The 22,775-nt window shown below is 68.0% G+C and carries 24 protein-coding genes and 2 pseudogenes; 13 read left to right on the plus strand and 13 right to left on the minus strand.

Annotated features, from left to right (window positions below; all coding sequences use genetic code 11):
• The first annotated feature begins 212 nt into the window (after window positions 1-212).
• Window positions 213-446, plus strand: coding sequence for a hypothetical protein (locus ABZU52_RS25380; RefSeq protein WP_354973478.1), 234 nt, complete (start codon window positions 213-215; stop codon window positions 444-446).
• An 11-nt stretch (window positions 447-457) separates the two neighbouring features.
• Here ABZU52_RS25380 and ABZU52_RS25385 read toward each other — a convergent pair whose 3' ends face one another.
• Window positions 458-1,378, minus strand: coding sequence for an RNA polymerase subunit sigma-70 (locus ABZU52_RS25385; protein ID WP_354973479.1), 921 nt, complete (start codon window positions 1,376-1,378; stop codon window positions 458-460).
• A 137-nt stretch (window positions 1,379-1,515) separates the two neighbouring features.
• Between ABZU52_RS25385 and ABZU52_RS25390 the strand changes: the two genes are divergently transcribed.
• From ABZU52_RS25390 to ABZU52_RS25410, 5 genes are all read left to right on the plus strand, one after another.
• On the plus strand, window positions 1,516-2,223 hold the full coding sequence (locus tag ABZU52_RS25390; RefSeq protein WP_354973480.1) for a DUF899 family protein: 708 nt from the start codon (window positions 1,516-1,518) through the stop codon (window positions 2,221-2,223).
• Between the two features lie 7 nt (window positions 2,224-2,230).
• On the plus strand, window positions 2,231-2,755 hold the full coding sequence (locus ABZU52_RS25395; protein ID WP_354973481.1) for a hypothetical protein: 525 nt from the start codon (window positions 2,231-2,233) through the stop codon (window positions 2,753-2,755).
• Window positions 2,756-3,085: 330 nt separating this feature from the next.
• A complete protein-coding gene (locus tag ABZU52_RS25400) occupies window positions 3,086-3,208 on the plus strand; it encodes a hypothetical protein (RefSeq protein ID WP_354973482.1) in 123 nt (40 codons plus the stop codon).
• A 924-nt stretch (window positions 3,209-4,132) separates the two neighbouring features.
• Window positions 4,133-4,477 (plus strand): metalloregulator ArsR/SmtB family transcription factor, encoded by a 345-nt coding sequence (locus ABZU52_RS25405; protein WP_354973483.1) that lies wholly within the window; start codon window positions 4,133-4,135, stop codon window positions 4,475-4,477.
• Window positions 4,474-4,830, plus strand: a complete 357-nt coding sequence (locus tag ABZU52_RS25410) for a VOC family protein (protein ID WP_354973484.1) — start codon at window positions 4,474-4,476, stop codon at window positions 4,828-4,830. The genes ABZU52_RS25405 and ABZU52_RS25410 overlap by 4 nt, the downstream gene beginning before the upstream one ends.
• A 132-nt stretch (window positions 4,831-4,962) precedes the next feature.
• On the opposite strand, the gene ABZU52_RS25415 is transcribed toward ABZU52_RS25410, so the two are convergent.
• Together ABZU52_RS25415 and ABZU52_RS25420 are read right to left on the minus strand one after the other, a co-directional pair.
• Window positions 4,963-5,364: a VOC family protein gene (locus tag ABZU52_RS25415; RefSeq protein WP_354973485.1), complete on the minus strand. Its 402-nt coding sequence runs from the start codon at window positions 5,362-5,364 to the stop codon at window positions 4,963-4,965.
• Window positions 5,365-5,474: 110 nt separating this feature from the next.
• Entirely contained in the window at window positions 5,475-5,963 is a 489-nt protein-coding gene (locus tag ABZU52_RS25420; protein WP_354973486.1) for a GNAT family N-acetyltransferase, read from the minus strand.
• Between the two features lie 61 nt (window positions 5,964-6,024).
• Between ABZU52_RS25420 and ABZU52_RS25425 the strand changes: the two genes are divergently transcribed.
• Together ABZU52_RS25425 and ABZU52_RS25430 are read left to right on the plus strand one after the other, a co-directional pair.
• A complete protein-coding gene (locus tag ABZU52_RS25425) occupies window positions 6,025-6,450 on the plus strand; it encodes a MarR family transcriptional regulator (RefSeq protein WP_354973487.1) in 426 nt (141 codons plus the stop codon).
• A 54-nt stretch (window positions 6,451-6,504) separates the two neighbouring features.
• Complete coding sequence (locus ABZU52_RS25430; RefSeq protein ID WP_354973488.1) at window positions 6,505-7,344, plus strand: alpha/beta hydrolase; 840 nt, start codon at window positions 6,505-6,507, stop codon at window positions 7,342-7,344.
• A 90-nt stretch (window positions 7,345-7,434) separates the two neighbouring features.
• On the opposite strand, the pseudogene ABZU52_RS25435 reads toward ABZU52_RS25430, so the two are convergent.
• Window positions 7,435-7,959 (minus strand): annotated as a pseudogene (locus ABZU52_RS25435) (HAD domain-containing protein).
• Between the two features lie 121 nt (window positions 7,960-8,080).
• On the opposite strand from ABZU52_RS25435, the gene ABZU52_RS25440 reads away from it, so the two are divergent.
• On the plus strand, window positions 8,081-8,224 hold the full coding sequence (locus ABZU52_RS25440; protein WP_354973489.1) for a hypothetical protein: 144 nt from the start codon (window positions 8,081-8,083) through the stop codon (window positions 8,222-8,224).
• Here the strand turns inward: ABZU52_RS25440 and ABZU52_RS25445 are convergent.
• The 3 genes from ABZU52_RS25445 to ABZU52_RS25455 are packed head-to-tail and all read right to left on the minus strand — an operon-like array spanning window position 8,211 to window position 10,650.
• Window positions 8,211-9,275 carry an ABC transporter permease gene (locus ABZU52_RS25445; protein WP_354973490.1) on the minus strand — a complete coding sequence of 355 codons (1,065 nt, stop codon included), beginning with the start codon at window positions 9,273-9,275 and terminating at the stop codon, window positions 8,211-8,213. The genes ABZU52_RS25440 and ABZU52_RS25445 overlap by 14 nt on opposite strands.
• Window positions 9,272-10,192 carry an ABC transporter ATP-binding protein gene (locus ABZU52_RS25450; protein ID WP_354973491.1) on the minus strand — a complete coding sequence of 307 codons (921 nt, stop codon included), beginning with the start codon at window positions 10,190-10,192 and terminating at the stop codon, window positions 9,272-9,274. Before ABZU52_RS25450 ends, ABZU52_RS25445 begins: the two co-directional genes overlap by 4 nt.
• On the minus strand, window positions 10,189-10,650 hold the full coding sequence (locus ABZU52_RS25455) for a GntR family transcriptional regulator (RefSeq protein ID WP_354973492.1): 462 nt from the start codon (window positions 10,648-10,650) through the stop codon (window positions 10,189-10,191). Before ABZU52_RS25455 ends, ABZU52_RS25450 begins: the two co-directional genes overlap by 4 nt.
• Before the next feature lie 241 nt (window positions 10,651-10,891).
• Between ABZU52_RS25455 and ABZU52_RS25460 the strand changes: the two genes are divergently transcribed.
• Both ABZU52_RS25460 and ABZU52_RS25465 read left to right on the plus strand, forming a co-directional pair.
• Window positions 10,892-11,230, plus strand: a complete 339-nt coding sequence (locus ABZU52_RS25460) for a hypothetical protein (protein ID WP_354973493.1) — start codon at window positions 10,892-10,894, stop codon at window positions 11,228-11,230.
• A 168-nt stretch (window positions 11,231-11,398) separates the two neighbouring features.
• A complete protein-coding gene (locus ABZU52_RS25465) occupies window positions 11,399-11,524 on the plus strand; it encodes a GntR family transcriptional regulator (RefSeq protein WP_354973494.1) in 126 nt (41 codons plus the stop codon).
• A gap of 91 nt (window positions 11,525-11,615) precedes the next feature.
• Here ABZU52_RS25465 and ABZU52_RS25470 read toward each other — a convergent pair whose 3' ends face one another.
• The 5 genes from ABZU52_RS25470 to ABZU52_RS25490 form a co-directional block, all read right to left on the minus strand.
• The gene (locus ABZU52_RS25470) at window positions 11,616-11,930 is read right to left on the minus strand and encodes a hypothetical protein (RefSeq protein WP_354973495.1); all 315 of its coding nucleotides are present in this window, start codon (window positions 11,928-11,930) and stop codon (window positions 11,616-11,618) included.
• The gene (locus tag ABZU52_RS25475; protein ID WP_354973496.1) at window positions 11,927-12,364 is read right to left on the minus strand and encodes a MerR family transcriptional regulator; all 438 of its coding nucleotides are present in this window, start codon (window positions 12,362-12,364) and stop codon (window positions 11,927-11,929) included. Before ABZU52_RS25475 ends, ABZU52_RS25470 begins: the two co-directional genes overlap by 4 nt.
• Entirely contained in the window at window positions 12,361-12,531 is a 171-nt protein-coding gene (locus ABZU52_RS25480) for a rhodanese-like domain-containing protein (RefSeq protein ID WP_354973497.1), read from the minus strand. Before ABZU52_RS25480 ends, ABZU52_RS25475 begins: the two co-directional genes overlap by 4 nt.
• The gene (locus ABZU52_RS25485; RefSeq protein ID WP_354973498.1) at window positions 12,525-13,070 is read right to left on the minus strand and encodes a hypothetical protein; all 546 of its coding nucleotides are present in this window, start codon (window positions 13,068-13,070) and stop codon (window positions 12,525-12,527) included. The genes ABZU52_RS25480 and ABZU52_RS25485 overlap by 7 nt, the downstream gene beginning before the upstream one ends.
• A 371-nt stretch (window positions 13,071-13,441) precedes the next feature.
• On the minus strand, window positions 13,442-14,989 hold the full coding sequence (locus ABZU52_RS25490; RefSeq protein ID WP_354973499.1) for a ricin-type beta-trefoil lectin domain protein: 1,548 nt from the start codon (window positions 14,987-14,989) through the stop codon (window positions 13,442-13,444).
• Between the two features lie 209 nt (window positions 14,990-15,198).
• On the opposite strand from ABZU52_RS25490, the pseudogene ABZU52_RS25495 reads away from it, so the two are divergent.
• A pseudogene (locus ABZU52_RS25495) lies at window positions 15,199-15,552 on the plus strand (transposase family protein); the annotation flags it as partial.
• Between the two features lie 118 nt (window positions 15,553-15,670).
• Window positions 15,671-17,059 (plus strand): transposase, encoded by a 1,389-nt coding sequence (locus ABZU52_RS25500; RefSeq protein ID WP_354973500.1) that lies wholly within the window; start codon window positions 15,671-15,673, stop codon window positions 17,057-17,059.
• 263 nt (window positions 17,060-17,322) lie between these two features.
• Here ABZU52_RS25500 and ABZU52_RS25505 read toward each other — a convergent pair whose 3' ends face one another.
• Window positions 17,323-22,422: a fibronectin type III domain-containing protein gene (locus tag ABZU52_RS25505; protein WP_354973501.1), complete on the minus strand. Its 5,100-nt coding sequence runs from the start codon at window positions 22,420-22,422 to the stop codon at window positions 17,323-17,325.
• Window positions 22,423-22,775: the final 353 nt, after the last annotated feature.

Consider the following 22,775-nt stretch of genomic DNA (forward strand, 5'->3'; position numbering starts at 1 on the left):
ACCACCAACAGACCAGCCAGACCAAGCCAGATATCGTCACCCCTGCACCAACCGGCAGCAGGTAACCACCCCTCCATCAAAGCGGGGGGAACTCAGACCGGAGGTACCCGAGCCTTCGGGAGTCCGGTCGGCCCATGGCGGGCTGAAAGCATCTGGCTGAGTACCGCCATCCTGCGGGCTGGACCGGCTGGCACCGGTTCATCACCCTGGCCATGCTCGCCTTGGCCGTCCTGACCATCCTCGCCGCCACCACCGCGCAGCAGCCCGACCCCGACCCGAAGATCATCGCGTTGACCGTCGCCGAGATCCGCCGACTCCTCAACGCCTTCGTCCTCGCCCTGCCACTACCCCCAGCGCACACCCTGCACTGGTCCACCTGGCGACGAACATCCCAAGTCCGAGCCCGGCGACCCCACTACCAGTGCAGACTCGATCACTTAACGTGAAACCCACTTGTCTAGGGCTCGAGTGTGGCGGGCATGCTGAAGGCGGCGACGTGACGGGCACCGATGAAGGCGTTGCTCTCCACGATCTTCCCGTTCTCGATCCGGAGTACGTCGACGACCAACGCCTCGTAGTGCGGGCTGCCGGGCCGGCGGAGATAGTTGATCAATGCCGGGCGCCCGTTGGCCGAGCTGGGGAACGTACGCCAGTCGAGCGGTCGGCCGAGGAACTCCGCGGCCGCGTCGATCCCGACGACCGGCGGCTCGGGCGGCATCATGATCCGTACGTCCTCGGCGAGCAGTGCCCGGATCGTCTCCGGGTCCTTCGCGTTGGCGTAGCGGCGCAGGATCTCTTCGTCCTCACAGGTGAGCTGCGGGCGGCGCCAGTCCTTCGGGTCCGACGGCGCTTGCCGTCGGAGGGTGTGGCGGGCCCGCTGGAGGAGGCTGTTGACGGCCGCTACGGCGGTGTCGAGCGCGGCGGCGATCTCCTGCGGCGTCCAGCCGTGGACGTCGCGCAGCACGAAGGCCGCCCGCTGCCGCGGCGGCAGGTACATGAGTGCCGCGATCACGGCCAGCTCGACGGTTTCCCGGGCGGCGAGACCGGTCTGCGGATCGTCGGCCAGCAGGGCGTCGGGATAGGGACCGAGCTCAGTGGACCACTCCAGCGGGTCACCGTACGGTACCGTCCGGTGACCGGCCGCCTTGCGGCTGTCGAGGAAGACGTTTGTGGCGATCCGGTAGAACCAGGTGCGCGCCGACGCGCGACCCTCGAAGCGGTCGCGAGCCCGCCAGGCACGCAGGAAGGTCTCCTGCACCAGGTCGTCCGCGTCGGTGACGTTCCCGGCGAGGCGGTAGCAGTGCACGTGTAGCTCACGCCGGTGCTCGTCGAAGGCGCGCTGCAGCCAGACCGCCTGCTCGTCGGGCGAGTCGGACATGTGATCTCCCCGGGGCTGACTGGTCCTCACAACCGTACTGACGACCGCGGACCCCATCCGTCATCGGTCACCGATGACGATCGCCGACTCGGTCGTCTGTACCTGTGAATGATCCCCACTCCACGAAGGAGATAGCCATGACGGCAACCCCCGCGTCCAGCGCCGCCGCGCCCCCGGTCGTCGACCGGGAGACCTGGCTGCGTGAGCGCAACGAACTGCTGGTCCGGGAGAAGGCCCATACACGCGAAGGAGACGCGATCGCAGCCGCTCGTCGTCAACTGCCGATGACCTTGATGCCGACGGTGACGGTGCGGGGCCCTGGCGGGGACACCCCGCTGGTGGAGGTGTTCGAGGGCCGCCGGATGCTCATCGCCTACTTCCACATGTGGCACGACGGCAAACCGTACGAGCATCAGTGTGAGGGGTGCACCTTCTCGACCTGTCACATGCAGATGCTGGACTACCTGCACGCTCGGGACGTCACCTACGCCGTGTTCTGCCAGGGTCCCTACGACGAAAGTGCCCCATTCGCGGAGTTCATGGGCTACAGGTTCCCCTGGTATTCGGCGAAAGACTCCGACCCGGCTCTGGCCGACGGTCGCGGCTTCGGGTTCATCGCGTGCTACCTGCGCGACGGCGACGAGGTCTACGAGACCTACTGGACCACCGGGCGGGGCGTGGAGGCGTTGATGACCACCTACCACGCCCTGGACCTCACGGTGCACGGCCGGCAAGAGAACTGGGAAAACTCGCCTGAAGGCTGGCCGCGGGTCACCGGGCACCCGTGGCGTCTCAACGGCCGCCCCACCGCGCAATGGTCACGCCCCGGCGTCGCACCGCGATGACGTCCTGATGATCGAGGTGATCATGCTCGGGTCGGCCGCGGTGTCAGCCTGCTGCTGCGTCCTGCCGTGGGCGGGCGCTTCCCGCAGAGCCCGAATGCTTGCGGGTGCGATGGTTGCTGTCATGGCCGCCGTGACCCTCGACGCCGCACCGGTTGTGCAGTACGCGGGCGCGCTGCTACTCCTGTTCTTTGCGGTGGCAATCGTCGTCGGCGGTCCGACCGAGCGCGGCCCGGAGGTGGAGTGGCACCGTATGGCCGGGGCCGTGCTCATGGCGCTCGCCGTGCTGATACATCAACACGGTGAGTCGATGGCTACTACCCACCACATGGCCGCCGGGCCCCGGACGGACCACGACACCGTCACCGGCCATGACGCGGCGCTCGTGTTGCTACGCGCCGCCACGGCGGCTTACCTCTGCTGGATGGCGACCGCACTCGTCCAGCTGCGTTATCGACCGATCACGGACCTGCTCCGTTGGGAGCACCTGGCCATGGGGGCAAGCCTCGCGGCCATGATCTTCTTCATGAGCTAGCCGAGTAAGCCAGCCGGCAGATCAAATGGCGTTGGTACAAGTACTCCAACGTCAATTGATCTTCGGGGTGGCGTTGTGGGCAAGTCTGCGCTGGTAGTGGGACCGCCGGGCTCGGGCTTGGGATGTTCGTCGCCAGATCGACCAGTGCAGGGTGTGCGCTGGTGGTAGCGGCAGGGCAAGGACGAAGGCGTTGAGGAGTCGCCGGATCTCGGCGGGTCACCGCTCTCCAACTCGACGTTAACCACGTTGTCGAGGACGCGGCCGACATTCCGCCATTGCCGAGCGGCCATCCGGACTGCGCAGGTATTCGGCTCAGCCGACTGATGGGGCATGCGCAGCATGGTGACCACCAGGCGCCTGGCGGTCACCAACGCGGCACGCCCGGATGTACGCACCGGGCCGTTCACCTTCGTCGCCGGTATCGGGCTGATCTTCGTTCGCGCCCGTGCATGAACGACCGCGCGCGGACCGCCGCATGATGCAGCCCGCGGCATGGCCATTGTGCCTCTCGCCCCAGTTCAGGACCACTGCGGGGAAAGTTGCCGGAGTAGCCCTTCAGGAGCTTCGGATCCAGGTATCGGACCGGGACGCGATCGCGACCCGTGATTCTGCTGGTGCGGTCGTAGGAGACGCACGCGACCAGGTGCATGATGCCGAGGAGCTTGCCGTTGGCATTGACGCGGAACGTGCCGTCGCCGGTGCTGGCGAGGCCGGGATGGCAGTGGGCGCACCGAAACGCGAGCAGGGGAAGGTGCGTGCGCCGGAGGGGCCCGAACAGAACGATATGAGGACGCGTAGACATGATCCCTCTAAAGACTTGACGAAAGGCATGGGGGAAGAGCCGACGGCGACGTCGGCGACCGATGCACGGGGAAGGTGTCAGGTCTAAAGAGCAGGCGGCGTCACGCGGGGTGAAGTCCTCTCGTGAGTGGGTCGGAAAAGAATGATCTAGTTGCAAGGTAGGGCGGGGCGGGCTGGCGGGGCCACCCATTTTTGTGTTGGTGCCGAGGACTGAGGGTCGGGGTCGACGAACGGGGCATCGACCACGCGTCGTTCGCCCTCCCGGACCCTTTTCGCCGCATTCCGGCCGCCCCCGTGGGACTTGTTCCTCCCGCTGGCCTTCGCCCTGTCCTTATGCCCTCTGCTACGGAGCGAACGCAGGCCAGCCAGTCATTCCACGCGGCGGGGTCCGTTGTCCCGCAGCGGGAGGTGAGAACCTGCCGGCGTAGATGACTACTCAGCGTGAATGCCAGCGGCCCAGCCAGTCGCCCTGCTTTGCTATGAACGGTGCGCCGCAAAAGGGCAGGAGTTGGCGGGGTGTTGGCGTAGCGGCAGACAGACGTGTAAGTTGCAGCTTACACGTTTGGAGGTGGGGTGGTGCTTGACCTGGCCGCTGTGCTCAATGCCCTGGCCGACCCATCGCGGCGGGTGCTGCTGCAGCGGCTCGCGCACGGGCCGGCCACCTCCGGGCAGCTCGCCGAGCTGCTCAGCGTCAGCCGGCCGGCCACCTCGCAGCACCTGCAGGTGCTGCAGGCCGCCGGCCTAGTCCGCTCGACGGCGCTGGGCCGGCACCGGTGGCACGAGTTGGCGCCGGGCCCGCTCTACCTGGTGGAGCAGTGGGTCCGCAGCCTGGCCGACACATGGGCCGCCGCCCCAACGCTGGACGACCGTGCTGGGGCACCGCAACGCACCGCCGAATCCCGCAAGGAGAACACGCCGTGACCCAGCCCGTGACCTACGTCGAGCTGAATTCGCCCGACCTGCCCGCGTCCACCGCATTCTTCCGCGCCGTGTTCGGCTGGGAACCCCAGCCGTTCGCCACCCCGGAGTACCTGGTGGCCCCGCACGGCGACAGCCCCGGCGTCGACACCGCCCTGCTGACCTCCCGCGACGGGCAACCCCGGGCGGTGCCGGTCATCCGGGTCCCGGACCTGGACGCGGCAACCGCCGCGGTCGGCGCGCACGGCGGCACGGTCGTCGTACCGCCGTTCGAGCTGGCCGGCGTCGGCCGCGGTTGCTACGTCATCGACCCCGCCGGGCTCCTGCTCGGGCTGCACGCCTACGACCAACGCTGAACGTGGCGGGCATCGGGAAGGTGATGCTGGAGGCGCGGGAACGACCGCTTCTTCCGCCAGCCGTGCGCGTCGGGGGACCAGCCGAGGTCCTTAGCCGCCAATGGTCTGATCATCTTCGGAGCCCAGTCCCGGCTACGAGGGTTTGGTGTAGGTAATCAACTCCAGCAGGGAACCGTCCGGATCCCGGAAGTAGACACTCACGCCACGCCCACCTCCACCGTTGCGGATAACCGGCCCTGCCTCCATTTCGATGCCATGGTGTTGAAGATGCGCGATCGCGTCCTCGATGGTGCCGGGCCAAACGAAGCACAGGTCGCTGCCGCCTGGCGTGACGGGCAGCCGTGCCACCAGCTCTCCGACATCCAGGCCCGGTCCATGGACGTTGAGCTGTTGGTCGCCGAACCGGTAGGCCACGCGACCGTCGGGATGGTCGACCACGTCAGCACCCAGGACGTCCCGATAGAAGGTCGTCGAGCGTTCCCAGTTGCTGACCGCGATCACGCAGTGGTCGAGCCTGATCTTCGCGTTAGCCATGCCCGGACCTTACGGTGTACGCGGTGGAACGGACGCCAGCATTCCGCAACTCGGCAGAGGCGCGAAGGGCTGGCCATGTGTCGGAGGCAATGTACGCGGAAGGCCCGCGGTTACCGGACGCGCTTCTCGTAACGCCGACAGGCGACGGTGACGTGGGTGGTGCCGGCTTCGGCCGGGTAGTTCAGGGCCGCCACGTCGTGCCAGCCGCTGCGAGCGTAGAACCGGCGGGCCCGGGTGTTGCCGACCGCGACCGCGAGCCAGGCGGTGTCGAATCGTTCGGCGACGGCCCGTTCGGCGGCGGCGAGCAGCGCATCGGCCGCCCCGGTGCCGCGGGCCGGCCCGGCGACGTACACCTGCTCCACCTCGTCCTCGCGGACGGTGACGAACCCGACGAGCCGCGCGCCCCGCACGCCGACCGTGGTGGTGGGCAGGCGGGGCGGCACCCGGTCACGGAAGTCGGCGAGCCGTCGGTGCCTGTGCAGTTCGGCGGGGACGTGTCCGATGTGACCGTCCCGCCAGCCGGCGTGCCACAGCACGGCAATCGCCTCAATGTCGTCGGCTTGTGCGGGGCGCAGTACGAGACCAGCGGCAGGTGCCATCTCGTGACCCTTTCGTCGCTAGAGACTTGCTGTCCTAACTTAGGGCTCTAAGATATTGCCTATGAACCATCCGAACAACCTCGGGCTGGAGTTACACACGCTGGTGTCCCGCCTGGAGCGTGCCGGTGACCGCATCCTGCGCGCCGACCACGGCATGTCCTACCGGCGGTTCATGGTCCTGGTCATGGTCGGCGAGTTGAAGGCCTGCACCCAGCGGGCGCTGGCCGACAGCCTGGCGGTGACCGAGCCCTCGATCAGCCGGATGATCGCCGCCCTCGCCGGCACCGGTCTGCTCACCGTGACACCGGACCCGGCCGGCGGCAACCGGCGCCGGATCGCCCTCACCGACGCCGGCCGAGAGCTGGTCGAGCGGGCGGGCACCGAGCTGATCGGACGGCTCACCGAGCTGGTCGAGTCCAGCGGCGTGCCGTTCGACACCTATCTCGCGCACACCCGACGGCTGAACGCCGCCCTGGGCGGCGGCTGAGACACCGGCGTACGCGCCACAACACCCACCCGGAACACCGTGAGGAGTTTCGCCATGCCGACCACCTCCACCGCGCGGACCGTCCGTTCCGCCGACGGCACCACCATCGCCTACCACACCACGGGCGCCGGCCCGGACCTGATGATCGTGCCCGGCGCGCTCAGCGACGCCGCCGACTTCACCGGGCTGGCCGGGGCGCTCGCCGGCACCTTCACCGTGCACAGGGTGCAGCGGCGAGGCCGCCGGGGCAGCGGCCCGCTCGGACCCGGATACGGCATCGAGGCCGAGTGCGCCGACCTCGCCGCGGTCCGGGCGGCCACCGGCGCCCGGTACGTCTTCGGCCACAGCCTCGGCGGGCTGGTGACGCTCGAAGCGGCCCGCCGGGACCCGGGCTTCGACAAAGTGGCCGTCTACGAACCCGGAGTCAGCGTCGACGGCCTGATTCCCACCGACTGGATCCCACCGGCCCGCCGGCTTCTCGCCCAAGGCCGCCCGATCGACGCGTTCGCCACGTTCTCCATCGCCACCGGCCCGAGCGCGGCGCGCCGCAACCCCCGCTGGCTGATGGCCGCCATCCTCCGGCTGGCCTTCCGCGGCGACAAACGGGCGAAGGTCGTTGAGCTGCTCGAACCGGCCCTGCACGAGCACGCGGAGGTCGGCCGGCTCGACAACAGCTACCCGCACTACCGCGAGGTCTCCGCCGACGTACTGCTGATGACCGGCGGCCGGAGCGATCTGGCGCACGTCGGCCCCTCCACCGCCCGGCTCGCCGAGGTGCTCCCCTCGTCACGGGTACTCACCTTCCCGAAACTGGACCACTTCGGACCGCACCACCGAGGCGAGACCGAGGTCGCCGCGGCACTGACCACGTTCCTGCTCGGCATCAACAATTAACGATCACCCTTCGGCACGACCGCACGCCGTCTTGATCGGCCGGCGGTGACGCTACGCGCCAATCGGTCTGCGGCATGAGCGTGCAGGTGATCAAGCGGCGCCGTCAATTTGCCCGAGCCATCGGCGGACCGCTGAGAAATCCGCTTCGGTCAGGCCCACGTATGGGTCGACACGTTGCAGCAGCGCCCGCACCGGGTGGTGTGCTGCGACCCATCGCCGGTCAGCATCAGTTATCTCGTCGTCAAGCCAGACGAATGGGCGGCCGGCTGCCCACCGGGTAAGAAGCACGGTCTTCCAGTGCAGACCGTGCTCCGGATCCTCGTCGTCGTCCGGCTATCCCACGACCGGCAGGTCCGGAAGCCCAAGCCGTGGTGCGATGACCTCGTTCGCCTCCGCCATCCATGTCGTCGCCCAGACCAAATGGCAGCCCAGTGCCAACAGCCTCCGCCCGTCACCTGGGTCAAGCCGATGTAGCAGAGGGTTGCCAGTACCGTCCAGTGGCTGCACGACGGCATCGTCCGAAGAACGCTCGCGGCTAACCGGCCGGGCTTTGAACGGGATCAGCGGTCCGTCGACATCGACGAAGATCAAGGGGTTGTTGGCAAGGTCGGCCATCACGCTCGAACCGTATCGTGGGCCCATGCGGGCTGAGCCAGGCGCGCGCACTCTCCCTGGAAGCATCGGCTGTTCGCTGCACGCACCTCTCGTAAGACACCCAAGAGGCCCGGCCAGCGGCATGAGCGGACGGCGCTTCATCGTCAAGATGGTCGGTCGGCGTACCGGCAACCATCTTTGTTCGGGTTTCCGCATCGATATCGTCCTGCGGCACGGCGCGATCATTGCCGAGGGGTACCTCGGCGGCTGGGTCAGCCCGCGCTGAGGTTGGTGCGGCGGACGATCCACCAGACGGCGACGAGGGCAACCGCGGTCAGGCCCAGGTAGCCGGTCGCGACGATCAGATGGAAGTCGGGGATCCGGCTGCCCGGCTGGTACTGCACGTGCTGGTGAAGATGGAGGTTCGAGAGGCAGGAGAGCATCTTGTCGCCGTCGTTGTCGGGCGGGCAGAGGCGTTGGAGCTCGACGCCGCTGAGCTCGCGTCCGGAGGCGTCGAACGCGCCGGACGGCCCGTCGATGCCGTAGTCGATCATGCCGCCCTTGACGACTAGGGCGTTGTCGCGCAACGGACCACGGTCCGGCCCGTCCATCTGTAGCTGGACGGACAACGGCTTCATGAGGGTGGGGTAGCGCCACTGGACGAGGTAGGTCAGGCCGATGAAACTCACGATCACGCCGAACACGGCGGGGAGCGTGCGTTTGATCGCGGCGCCGAGTGCGACGCCGACCGCGAACCAGCAGATGCTGATCGCGACCGGCAGCATCCCGGTGTTCAGGAACGGCACATAGTCGAACAGGTTCGCTGGGCCGACCAGGGTATCCACGTGCTGCAGGTGGTCACTGACGCCGGCAACGGCCGCGGTCACAGCCGTCACGAACAGGCCGAGCATGCCCAGCTTCGTCCACAGCCAGCGCGTTGGGGAGACGTCCTGGCTCCAGGCCAGCAGCAGGGTTCGCTGCTCGTGCTCCCTGGTCAGCACCGGGACGCCGATGAACACGCCGATCAGCAGCGGCATGTACTGCACCACCCTCGCCAGGGCACCCATGGTCAGGACCAGAGGCGAGGACCCGGCGAGCCGCTCGCCCTGCGGGGAGTTCTCCGGGCAGTACGCGTTGCCGCACTGGTGCCACAGGTCAGTCAGTTCCATGGACAGGTAGGTCATCCAGCCCACCAGGACCGCAGCCAGGACGAGCGTGCTGAGCACGGCCCAGCGGTGCTGACGCCAGGTCAGCCACAGCAGACCGCGGACACTCCCGGCCGACCCGAGATCATCCTGTCGGCTCGCGCGGGCCGGCGCTTCGATGACCGGGCTCATGCTGCCGCCTCCAGATCGTGGTGTGCTCTGGCCGAGGTCCTGAGGTAGGTCAGGATCAGCTCGTCCAGGGTGATGGGCTGGGCGGTCCAGCCGGGGGCGACGACAGCGTGCGCCGTCGATGGCGCTGGCTGCCGGAGGACGAACGTGGACTGACGGTCAGTGTGCTGCGCCTGGATGATCGCGCCCGGGCCAGGCGGTTGGTCCGCGCGGGGCCCGGTCAGCCGCACGTGGCTATCGAGCAACTCCTCGACATCGCCGGTGAGCACGGGCCGGCCCGCGTCGAGCAGCAGCAGATGGTCACCGACGCCACTGAGCTCGGCGATGATGTGGGTCGACAGGATCACGGTCATGTCGCTGTCGGCGGCCTCGGCCATGAGCTCGCCGGTCACCTCAGTGCGGGCCACCGGGTCCAGGTTCGCGAGGGGCTCGTCCAACAGCAGCACCGCCGGGCGGGACCCCAGGGCGACCGCCAGCGCGACCTGCGCCCGCTGCCCGCCGGACAGCTTGCCGCAGCGGCGGTCCAGGGGGATGTCGAAGCGCTGAAGCCACGACAGCGCCCGCCGCTGGTCCCACACGCGGTTCATCGACCTTCCGAAGCGGAGCATGTCCGACACACTGAAGTCCCGGTACAGCGGCTTGTCCTGGGCCAGGATCGCGACCCGGCTCCCGGCAGAACCACCCCCGTTGGTGGACCTGCCCTTCACCACCGGTCGGCCGTGAACCAGCAGCGAGCCGCAGGTGGCCGCCAACGTGCCGGCGATAATGCTCATCAGCGTCGACTTGCCCGCGCCGTTCGCGCCGACCAGCGCGATGATGCGGCTGGCGGGCAGTTGGAAGCTGCACTCCCGCAGCGCCCAAACGGTGCCGTAGCGCCTGCCCACGTCGCTGGCTTCCACGGCGATGGACTGCTCGCTCATGCGGCGCCTTCCTCCCTCCGGAACCCAGCGCCCGGTGCCGGTTCTGCCTGCGTCCGGTCGCCGCCAGCCTGGGCCCTGCGCGCCGAGTTCTCCACGATCACCGAGGCGAGCAGCGCCTGGACGTCCTCGTCCTCCAGACCGGCCTCGCGGGCCTGGCCGAGCCACCGGGCCAGGCTGCTGCGTAAGCGGGCCATGACATGAGGATCCGCGTGGCCGAGCGTTCCGCTGACGAAGGTGCCCGCTCCCTGCCGCGCCTCCACCAGGCCGGACAGCTCGAGTTCCCGGTAGGCCTTAAGCACCGTGGTCGGGTTGACCGTGCACGAGGTCACCACGCTGCGCACGGTGGGCAGTTGGTCCCCGGGCTGCAGCGTCCCGATCCGTAGCCCTTCGCGCACCTGCCGCACCAGTTGGGCGTAGGCGGGGACGCTGCTGGACCGGTCGACATGAAAGTTGATCACCTAGTGGTCCTCCTGATCCGCTCCGGGCATCCCGAATTGGTCTGGTTCAGTAGAACACCAGTCAACCAACATGACAAGGACTTGCCCGGCGACTGAAGGCATCGAACGGCTCGCAACACCCCCTACCCAGCGCGATTGCCGCATCGGGCAGCAACCCGATATGCCGGCACGACCGTTGCCTCGCCGCGCAGTCATGAGTTCGGGCATGCGCTCTGGCGGACGACGCAATATGAACTCGGGCGTGGCACTGCGGTCGACCCTCGCCGCTCGACCGTACGACGCCCGCTCATCGGCAGATGCGCGCGTCGGCTCATCCATCGCCGTCGTCTCGGACTCGTACCTGGGGACGGCCGACCCGACTACGTTGACCGAGCTGCCCGAACGCTTCCGCCCACTCCCGGCACCGAACCCGGGTACGGCAGACCGGGCAACGACCGTCGACGCCCTGGTGCTCGCGCAGGGTCCGTTGCCACCGTTCCCCGGCCGCCTCATCGTCGGAGCGGTCGCGGCCGACCCCGTCGCGGTCCGGGTGGTCACGGTCGCTGCCCTGCCGCGGTGGCGGCAAGGACGTCGACGCTGACCAGCACTTCGAAGCACCACGGGGGCGGCGCAGCTATCTAGCGTCGGAGAACCCCGGTCACCGAGGGCCAGATAGGCCAGGCCGAGACCCCATCCGGCTGAACGTCGGCGTCAGCCAGTACGCCGTCGCCGGCGGCGGCTCCGACTCGGCGGCGGTCGTCCTGCGGCGTTGATCTATCCCGGACAGGACCCGGTCGGCTATCAGGAGCTGGCCCAGCTCCTGCGCGCTCGGATCACGTCCGGTCAGCTCAGCCCCGGTGACCGCCTACCGTCCGAACGGGATCTGCTTCGGTGACGCACCTCCCGTCCGCGCAGCAGCGGCGCGGGGCGGGAAGTATCGATGGTGCGGCACCGTCGCGGCGGGTGCCGCCCTCGAAGTGGCGGGTTCAGCAGCCGCAGCCCGCGCCGCCGCAGCCGCAGGTCGCCTCGGCGACGGTGCGGCGGCGGTGCAGCCACCACATGCCCAGGGCGAGGACGACGAGTCCAGCGGCGACGGCGTACAGCGTCTTCTCCAGGATCGCCGCGCCAGCGGTGGTGAGGACTCCGGCCGCGATGAGGAACGGCAACGCGCAGCAGGCGGCGCAGGCGACGACCGCGAGGACGCCGCTGATCTTGCTGCGGGTCGGCGGCGTGTTGTCGGTGCCGGTCGAGGTGTGCTGGTGACGGTCGTGGGTGGTGGGTGTCGGCAGGGGCAGGCTCATGTCGGATCTCCGTCCGGGTGCTCGATGGTGCCGATGGTGAGGAACGGGATCGGGCAGTCGTCGCAGGTGCAGTTGGTGAGGCTGTCGCAGCGGGCCTCGACGACCTTGGTCAACGCGGTGCGGATCGCGGTCAGGTCCGTCATCCGCGCGTCGATCTCGGCGATCTTGTCGAGGGCGCGTTGCCGCAGGTCGGCGGTTGGATGCCGCCGTCGGCCGGTGTCGAGCAACTCGGCGACTTCGTCGAGGGTGAAGCCGAGCCGCTGCGCGGCCTTGATGACGGTGAGCAGAGCGACAGTGTCGGGCGGGTAGAGCCGGTGTCCGCCGTTGGATCGGTCCGGTTCGGCGAGCAGGCCGCGGCGTTCGTAATAGCGCAAGGTCTGGATGTTGACGCCGGCCTGCTCGGCGACCTCGCCCGTGCGCAGCCCGCCTGTCACGACGCCCCCGCCGCGGCGGCGCGGGTGCCGTCGAGCGGCAGCCCGGCCTGCGCCCAGTCGGCCTTACCGCCGGGGTAGATCCGCACGTCGGCGTAGCCGAGGCGGCTGAACGCAGCGGCGGCCACCTTGGCCCGGCCACAGGCCGGGCCGGAACGGTAGGTCACCACGGTCTGGTCCCGGTCCGGGCCAACTGGCCGGCGAGCTTGGCTGTGAGATCTGTGGGCACGTTGACCGCGCCGGGCAGGTGCTCGGCGTCGTACTGCACAGCGGGGAGAGCCTCGACGAGGGTGACCGTCCGGGAGGCGATCGACGAGCGCAGCCCGTCACGGTCGACGGTCTGCACCGGTAGCCCCTCGCGCGGCAGCCACATGGTGGCCGCTCGGCGTACAAGAGCGGCGAGCACGTCGGCATGCTGATCGGGCACCCGGATATCGAAGGTCAGCGCTTCGCCGTCGACGACTGCTCGGGTGGTGACGGTGAAGGTGAAGAACGAGCAGCACGCGGTCTCACGCGCGGTCAGGTCGCGGACGGTTGCGGTCAACCCGGCCGGGCCGGTCAGCCGCATCCGCGCGTGCGTCGAGCTAGCCGGTTCGACCTCTCGCACAACGGTAGCGAACAGGTCGTCGAACTCCGACAGCCGCAGCGGCCGATCGGCTGTGGGCAGAGTGCACGCTTCGGGCACCCAGGCCTGGTCAGTGGTAGCCATGCCACGACAGTAAGCCTGTACCTAGGTACCGGATACAAGTCCATCCAGCAGAAGTAGCAGGACCTCCCGGCCAGGCAGTCCGCTCCGCAGGGCGCCCGGCCAGTCGGTCGTCGTGATGGCTGACCGGAGGCGGTTGAGCGCCTCCGCGCGCACACCGGCCAGTACCGGCTCGCCTCGGACATGCACTGCCGACCGGCGCGGGGGTCGACCGGGAGCTCGCCCGCCTGCGGGGCCGTCCGGTGGACGGACCGGCTCATCGGCAAGTTGCTGCTGGCCCACTGGCGGGCGCTGACGGACGACCTGCGGAATCGGTTCGCCCGCCAGCGCGTGCGCTGCCGGCGGGCGAACCGCTTGCGGTACGGCGGATTAGTTCAGCCGCGCCGCCATTTCTGGTTGGCGCCGCCGGTACAGTCCCACAGATTCAGGGCCGCCCCGTCGTTGCCGTTCCACGCCTTGATGTCGACGCACTTGTTGGCCTGCGGGTTCACGAGGTCGCCAGCGGCGCTCAGCACGAATTGCTGTGCCGGGTTGCCGGAGCAGTTGGCGATCTGGATGGCGGCGCCGTTCGCGGTGGACCCCCAGGCCACGTCCATGCACTTGTTGTTGGACGTTTGCAGGGTGCCGTTGACGAAGTTCCAGCGCTGGGCCGAGCTCTGGTTGCAGCTGTACATCTGCAGCTGCTTGCCGTCGGAGAAGTCGCTGCCGGGCACGTCGATGCACTTGTTGTTCCAGTTGCTGATCACCGCGCTGCCACCGCCACCGCCACCCGAGGTGGTGAGCGTCAGTCCGTATGTGGCGAGGATTTCGTTGACAGGCTGGAACCACATGGTGCCGCCGGAGGAGCAGTTACCGGTGCCGCCGGACGTCACGCCCTGGGCCTGGTTGCCAGAGATCCAGGAACCGCCCGAGTCGCCGGGCTCGGCGCACGCGTTGCTGCGGGACAGGCCGGAAACCGCTCCCTGCGCGTACACGATGGTTTCTTCGCGGCCCAGCAGGGTGCCGCAGCGCCAGCCGGTGGTCCGGCCGGAGCGGCAGATCGAGCTGCCCACCGGGGCGTCCTGGGAGCCGGCCACGAGGACATTGCCGCCCGCGTAGTTGTTGACCCACGGCTGCGGCGTCCAACTGGCATTGGTCCGGATCCACGAGTAGTCGTTGCCGGGAAACGACGAACCGGCGAAGGTGCCCTGCGCGACGTTGTTGTAGCCGAGAGTCGGACTGCCGGTGCCGCCGCAGTGGCCGGCGCTGACGAAGCCACCTGAGACCGCAAAGCCAACCGAGCAAAGCGTGTTGCCATTGATCACGTACTGGTCGCCACCGCGGATGTCGTACATCGGCTTGGGCGCTTCGGCGCTGGTGACCACGGAAACCGTCCCCGCGCCAGCGTCCCTGGCGAACGCCTTGGCGGCCGCCTGCGCGCCCGGCTTGGCGAGCACGACGAGGCTGTTGGTGGCGACGTCGACGTACCAGCCACGGACCGAGTGGCGCCCGGCCTCGGCGGCGTGCGCGTCGAGCGCGCGGCGCGACCTGGTCAGGTCGGGCCCGCTGCGCTTGACCACCGTGGCGTCCGCGCCCTCGGCCCGCACCTTGGCGGCCGCGCCCGGGTCGGTCACCGCGACTGTGAGCCGGCTGGCGCCGGGCGGGATCCAGGCGCCGGCGAAGGCCGCGCCGAGCTCGCCGCGCAGCCGACGTTCCACCACTGCGGCGGCCGCCTCCGCGCGTAGGCGCGCGGCAACCTGGTTGTCGTCGAGCTTGAGGTCGCGGCGCAGCGCCGCGACCATGCCGGGCGCCATGTCGTACGAGGGGGCGGCAGCAGACGCGGTGGGTGCGGGACTTTCGCCAGCGGAGCTGACGAGCGGCGTCGCGCCGACCGCGGCGAGTGCCACCGCGGTGACGGCGAGCGCTTTGACTGTACGAGCCATCGGGTTCCTCTCCCAGATTGACGAAGCCGCTCCCGGGACGAGGAGCGGCGCTGCTGGCCCGTTGATCGACGCCAGCTCAAGAGAGCGCTCTCTTTATTGAATCCTGTCCATCCCTGGCGCTACTGTCAAGGTTCCTTAAAGAAGTCCCCGGTCAGCGCGCGACGGGCCCAGCCCTGTAGATCCGGGCCCGGCGCCGGCCGTCGACCGGCACCCGCCTGGTCATCGCAATCGGCGACCCACAGCCGGGCAACCGCAACGACACCATCGTCTACCGCACCTCGGGCATCGCCGAGACGTTGGACGGGCGGCCGGTGATGGCCGACGGCGGCTACCGCGGCAATCGCGAGGTGATCATGCCGTACCGCAAGCCCACCGACGGGAGCTCGCTGCCGGACTGGAAGGAAGCCCTCAACGTCGAACACCGCACCATCCGGGCAGGGGTCGAAACGCTCTGGCCAGGATGAAGTGCTTCAAGATCCTGCGCGACCACCGCCGCGCTGCCCACATTGACCGACCCCGCGTCCGGCATCGCCAACCACCACAACATCATCCTCACCGGCTGACCATCGGCCCGGCCCGGGCAACGCTTCACCCAATTACGAGACGTCCCTTAGTAGTGCTTTGTTAGGTTTTTCCGGTGTGTCGCTTGTAGGGCTTTTTGGGATGTGTTTGGCTCTCCTGGTGGACGAGCGAGGACTCACACGGGTGCGGACGCGGCTGGAGGACTACGCGGCCGGGCTTTTCGCGGGGTTGCCGCGGTCGGATCAGCGGGCGACCGGGTTGCGGTATCTGCGTGGGTTGATGCTGGATGGGCGGCGGAAGTCGATGCAGCCGATGGCGCAGCGCCTTGGGGTGGATCACCAGCAGTTGCAGCAGTTCCTGACGTCGTCGACTTGGGACGTGGCCGGTGTGCGGCGACGGCTGGCGGTAGCTGCCGTGGACGCTGTGAGCCCGCAGGTGTGGGTGGTGGACGACACCGGGTTCCCCAAGGACGGCAAGGCTTCGGCGTGTGTGGCCCGGCAGTACTCCGGCACGCTGGGTAAGGTCGCCAACTGCCAGATCGCCGTGAGCGTCCACGCCGCGACCGATGCCGCGTCGGCGGTGCTGGACTGGCGGCTGTTCGTGCCTGAGTCCTGGGACGAGACGTGCGTCCCGGACGCGGACGGGAAGATCGCCAACCCGCATGCCCGCAGGCTGCGCCAGGAACCCGTGACTCGCGATGCGGCCGGGGCGAAGAAGCCGCACAAGCGTCTGCGCCCGCCGCCCGCCGAGCAGATCGACCACATCCAGCGGCGGCGGGCAGCATCGAAAGTGCCCGACGGTGAACGGTACCGGCCGAAGTGGATGATGGCTCTGGAGATGCTCGACGAGCTAGCCGGCTGGGGTCTGCGCCCGCCGCTGCTGACCGCCGACGCCGGCTACGGGCAGGTCGCCGAGTTCCGCCAGGGCCTGACCGAACGCGGCATCAGCTACATCGTGGCGACCACCTCGTCGACCACCGTCCAACCCGGTGACGCTCAACCCGTCGAGGTCCCCTACGCCGGAGTCGGCAAGCATCCCACCCCGAAATACCCGCAACCCGCCCGCAGCCTCAAGGCCATCGCTCTGGCCCACGGCGCCGACGCGACACAACTGGTGCGTTGGCGCGACCGGCTCCCCACCGCCGATCAGGCCTCCGGCCAGCCCACCCGCAAGCTGGCCGGGCACTTCCTCGCCCTACGGGTCCGGCCGGCAGGCCGAGCCATCCAACGTGGACCCCACTGTGGTGACGACGGTGTTCTCCCCGAATGCTGGCTGCTCGTGCAATGGCCACCCGACCAAGACGAACCCACCGACTACTGGCTGTCCGACCTGCCCACCGACACCCCACTTGCCGAGCTGGTCCGCCTGGCCAAGAGCCGCTGGCGCATCGAGCACGACTACCGCGAACTCAAAACCGCCCTCGGCCTCGACCACTTCGAAGGCCGATCCTGGATCGGCTGGCACCGCCACGTCACCCTCACCGCAGCCGCCCAGCTGTTCCTCACCCAGTTACGACTCGCAGACCCAAAAGCAACAGGGCAGACCTGAGCCTCTACACCGTCCTGCGCGAGCTGCAATACCACCTCGCGACCTGGCTCGGATTCTGCCCACTCTGCCACCAACTGGTACCAACTTAACAAAGCACTATTAGGCCGCGTGTCAAAGCTTCGGTCGAGCCGAGGCGGAGTCCAGACGGCGGTCCGGCAAGGCGGGGTTGGCCCGGATACCGGTGTTGCATCCGGGCCAACCCCCAACGCGGCCGGTCGTCGCCTGGGCCCGCCGCAGGCCGGCCAGTGGCTATGGCACACGCCTCAGGTGCATTGGCGACGCTGCCACGGTTCGTCGCTCAGTCCATTGATGTGGTATTGATCGCACTGCACGAGCGTGCGAGACGTGGGGAAGCCATTTGTCGAGTAGTGCGGATACTGATACACCTCGTACGAGGGGAAATGGTCGGTTAGCAGTTTGGCATTGAAATCGCTGCCGCCGTTACTCCAGATGGTGACCTCGGTGTCGATCTTTGCGGCGAGCGGCCATGACTGTCGGTTCGTGTCCGAGTTGCTCGCCTTCCAACTGAAGGTCAGCGAGTTGGTGCCCCCGCTGCTCTTCCAGATGTAGTTGTACCCGACCGGATCGCCATCATCCGCGTTGGAATATGCCTCCACAACGGGCAACGCGGTGTTGCAGATGTAGAAGGAGCAACTCTTCTGCGCGTACGCGCCCAGCTGGCCACGCCCGGTGTCCCATGCCGCGTGCATCCGTGCGCTGGCGTACGGCGCGTCTGTGTAGTACCCGCCCGTGCGTTGATCGGCGATCGGCTGGTAGCCGTCCTTCGAGCCGATGAATGCGCGCGCCACCACGATTCCTCCGTCCTGGTTCGCCCGGGGGGCGGAGGTGACCAGCTTCCGGTCGCCGGATCCTGGCTGCGCATCGAAGTAGCGGTACCGTGCCTCGGAGTACAGGGTGTTCTCCATGAGCGGAGCCATGGTGGCCGAAGTGGATCTTGGGCCTGCCGCTCCATACCTGCTGGCCGCGACCGCGAACCAGTGGATGCCAGGTCGCAGCAGGTAGCCGACTGTGAAGTTCGTGCCGGTTATCGGATACGGCAACCGTTCCATTGCCGGGGGACTCCAGACGTCGTTGCTCACCCCGTGGTAGATCACGTAGGAATCCGCTCCCGGCACGCTGGCCCAGCTGAGCTTCGCCTCGTACGGTCCAGCCTGGCTAGCGTTGATCCAGCCCGGCTGGGCCGGCATCGGGACGGTGACCCGTGCGACGTTTGAGGACGAGCTGACGCCGGCGACGTTGGTGGCGACCACCTTGAATTCGTAGGCCCGCCCGGGGAGCAGGTAGTTGACCGTCATCGCGCAGCACTTCGTGACCGGCAACGGCAGCTTGCGCCACGCCTCGCCAACCGTGGCGTCACGCTGATAGACGTCGTACCACACGTTTGACGTCGGGCTGGCAGACCAGTTCAGGGAGCCGGTGCCGTTGCTGGCGACGGAAGCCGTCAACCCGCTTGGCGGCTGCGGGAACGGTGGCATCGGCCGGGCCGAGGCGGTGTTCGACGGCGTCGAGTTGCCGCTCATGTTGGTGGTGCGCACCCGGAACTCGTAGGAGTGCCCGTTGGTCAGGTAATCGAGGACAATCGATGTACTGTTGACCGGGTACGCGAGCTGGGTCCATGCCTGCCCCACGCTGGTGTCTCGCATCTCGATCAAGTAGTAGACGTACGGAGTGCTGCTTGCCGCCCATTGCAGAGTGACCTTCCCGTCGCCTGGGCTGGCGCTGAGCCCGGTGGGAGGCTGTGGGAAAGGTGGCATCGGACGCGCGCTCACCACGTTGCTCGGAGCACTGTCGCCCGCGACATTGTTCGCACGCACCCGGAACTCGTAGACGTGCCCGTTGGTCATGAAGTTCAAAACGATCGATCTCGCATCGACCGGGTCCTTCAACCTGGTCCATGCCTGTCCCGCGGTGACGTCCCGCGACTCGATCCAGTACCAGACGTTGGCCGTGGTGCTGGCCGTCCAGCTGAGGGTGACCTTTCCGTCACCGGCACTGGCGGCAAGTCCCGTGGGCGGCTGCGGCACTGGCGGTAGCGGCTTGGCCGACGCGGTGTTCGTCGGCGCGCTCTGCCCGGCTGCGTTGGACGCCGTCACCCGGAACTGGTACGTGTGACCGTTTGTCAGGTACTCCATGACAACCGTCGTGCCGGATACCGGGTAGGCGAGAGTCTGCCATGCCTGGCCGGCCGTGCTGTCTCGGTATGACACGAGATAGTTGACGTTTGTCGTTGGACTGGCGCTCCAGCTCAGCGTGGCCTTGCCGTCGCCCGCCACGGCTCTGAGGTTGGCCGGCGGCAACGGCAGGTTGTAGTAGGCCGTTACCTGAATCGTTGACGAGGCTGGACCCTCGCCTCCGGCCGACGTGGCGGCAACCTTGTACTCGTAGACGTGCGCATGTTGCAGGTATTCCATGGTGATGGAGGTTTCGGCGGTCAGGTACTCGATCCGGGTGAAGGTGGTCTGCCCGGCCGTGACGTCACGCCAGTAGATCGCGGAGTAGACGTTCGGGGCCGGTGCGGTCCAGTTCAACTCGATCTTCCCATCTCCGGATGCCGCGCCGCGCAGTTGCGTCGGGGCGCCGGGTCGGGAGAACTGGGCGGTAGCCCTGACCGCGGCCGTGGCTGCGCTCTCGCCCGCGGCGTTGGTTGCCGCCACCTTAAACTCGTACTGATGCCCGTGCGCGAGATAACTAGCGGTCGCGGTGGTTCCCTCGCTTACCGGTAGCGGCCATTTAGTGAAGGCGGACTCCCCGGCTGTCACGTCCCGCTGGTATACGACGTACCAGACGTTGGGGCCGGGCGCCTGCCAGGCCAGCTTGATGGTGCCGTCTCCCTGCGGGGTAGCGGTAAGACCGGTTGGCGTCGCTGGCTTGGCCGGCAACGGAGTCACCCGAACGGAATTGCTCGCCGGCCCCTCGCCAGCCCCATTGGTGCCCACCACCTTGAATTCGTACTCGTGCCCGTTCGCCAGGTACTGCGCGGTCGCCGAGGTTCCTTCGGAGACGGGCAACGGCCAGGCCGTGAACTGCGTCTCGCCCGCGGTGACATCCCGCTGATACACGGCGTGCCACACCCCGGCCTGGGCTGCGGTCCAACTCAGTTTGGCCTGTCCGTCGCCAGCAGTAGCCGTGAGCGCCAGTGGGGCCAACGGCAACGGGTACCTGACGGTGGCCCGCGCCAGGTTCGACGGACCAGACGCCCCCGCCGGGTTGGTGGCCGTTACCTTGAACTCGTACTCGTGGCCGTGAGTCAGGTATTGGGCGGTCGCGACGGTACCCTCGCTGACCGGCAGGGGCCACTGCGTGAACTGCGTCTCGCCCGCCGTGACATCCCGCTGGTACACCGCGTGCCAGACCTGACCGGCCGGAGCCGTCCAGGACAGCCGTACGCTGCCGTCTGCCTGCGCGGTCGCGGTGAGTCCCGTTGGCGCCCCCGGCAGGGAGTATGACGCCGTGGCCCGGACTACGTTCGACGGAGCCGACTCACCGCCCCGGTTGGTGGCGGTCACCTTGAACTCGTACTCGTGTCCATGCGTCAGGTACTGTGCCGTGGCCGTGGTGCCCTCGGCGACCGGCAACGGCCAGGTGGTGAAGCCTGTTTCTCCGGCTGTGACGTCTCGCTGGTGCACCGCGTGCCAGACCTCGCCGGCCGGAGCTGTCCAGGACAACCGGACGCTACCGTCGGCCTGCGCGGCGGCGGTCAACCCCGTTGGCGCGCCCGGCGCGGTGTGGAAGGCCACCGCTCTGGCCAGATTCGACTCGGAGCCCGCGCCGGCTCCACCCACCGCGCGCACCCGGAATTCGTACTGGTGCTGATGTTCCAGCCCTTTGATGGTCAGGGCCGTGGCTGTCCCCTCGGGGTGCGCGACCCGGGAGAACTCCGTCTGCCCGGCGGTGACGTCCCGGTGCTCGACCTCGTAGTACCAGCTGTTTGCGACGGCATCCCAGTCCAACGCGATCTGACCGTTGAGGTCCGCGTTCGCGGTGAGATTGGCGGGTGCCGCGGGCAGCTGTACGGACGCCGAGGCGGTGACCGTCGAGGACGCCGGCCCCTCTCCGGTGTCGTTCTGCGCCGTCACCCGATACTCGTAGGCATGGCCATTCTTCAGAAACTCCAGATCGATCGATGCCTGAGTGGTCGACTGGGGTAGGCGTACCCACTGGATCTGCCCGGCCGTGCGGTCCTTCTGGTAGATCCAGTACTTGATGCCACTGCCCGCCACCGCGTTCCAGGACAGCCGGATTGTGCCCTCGGTGTCTGCCGTCGCGGACACCCCGGCGGGGGCGGCTGGCAGGAGGGCCGGATTCGGTTGGGGTTGAGGCCAGTTGACCTCGATGAAACGCGGGCGGTAGACCGAGACGTCGTCCAGATTGACCTGGTTGTCCAGGCTATTCACGTTGTAGGAGATGAGCAGTTTGCCATCGGCTGCCAACTCCGGGTGAAGGTCGGTGTCGTAGACGATGACCTGGCGTCCGTCACTGCCCTCCGGCGCGCGGGCCAGCTCGACCGGCCCGCCGAACGGTCCGGTCAGCGCGCCGGCGGTGTAGGCCACGATGATGGAGTTGAAGACAAGGTGCCCCTCCATGGTGACGAGAAGGTACTGTCCGTCCACCTTTTGCACCGCGAACGCCGTTCCGACTCCGCTGGCGATGCGGGCCGAGTCGTCTTTGTTGCTTGACCAACCGGTGCCCGTCCAGAACTGCCAGGATCCGGTTAGCCCGCCCTGCGGCACCCGCGCCAGATGCGCGAACTTGGTGTCAGGGGTGTGCTCGGATCCGTAGATGTAGGTGAAGCCACCCTCGTTCAGCAGCTCCTGACCCCAGGTGATCGCGCTGCCGAGGGGGAGATCCCGAACCTCCTCGACGGTCAGCCCCGGCAGCGCGAGAGTCACCAACGCTGTTCCGGTGGGCCTGACATCGAGCGATCCGGGGCCGGTGCGTTCGTATTTGTTGACAAGCACCCGAAGCTTGGCGTTGTCCACTATCGCGTCGGCCACCCAGCAGCCCAAACCCACGTTGTCGTCGCACATGTACGACTTCGGTTGGGAGGGAGTGCCGCCATGTCGAGTTTCGGTAAGGCTGTTGCCGTCTTGAATGACGAGTGTGTTGTGCACCATTGGGCTGTTGGAGGGACGTGAACCGTCGGCATTCACAGTGCCGAGAAAGGTGTCCGAGAAGAGCCAGACGACGCGCCCGTCCGGCAGGGCGACGGACACGGTCCGGTCACCTCCCGTCCAGTGGCTACCCGCGTTTCCGTAGCCGGTCCACATCGCGTTCAGTTCGCTTGCGGGCATCTTGACCACGGCTTCCGCGGCCGCGACAGGCGTCGGCGGTGACAACGTCAAGGCGAGCACTGTGGCCAGTGCAAGGCCGCCCAACTGCCGTATACCGGATCGCCAGCTCCGCCTACGGGCAGGACGGCTGGGTAAGTGGCGAACAGGCTCGCGCACAGTTGACTCCTCGAGGACGGCAGCAGAGCCGGCCACGTCCCCCGTGAGGCGAGTGTGCCAGCATCGATGAGGAGCAAACATAGCCGAGATATCCTCGGCGCGTGGTCCTGGTGAGATCCAGAAGCGTTCACGAGGCTTTGACACGCGGCCTAATACTCCAACGTCACATGGCTTGTCTGCGTTGGTAGTGGGCTCGGCGGGCTCGGGCTTGGGATGTTCGTCGCCAGATCGACCAGTGCAGGGTGTGC

Source organism: Micromonospora sp. NPDC005220 (genome assembly GCF_040607895.1).
Lineage (GTDB): Bacteria > Actinomycetota > Actinomycetes > Mycobacteriales > Micromonosporaceae > Micromonospora.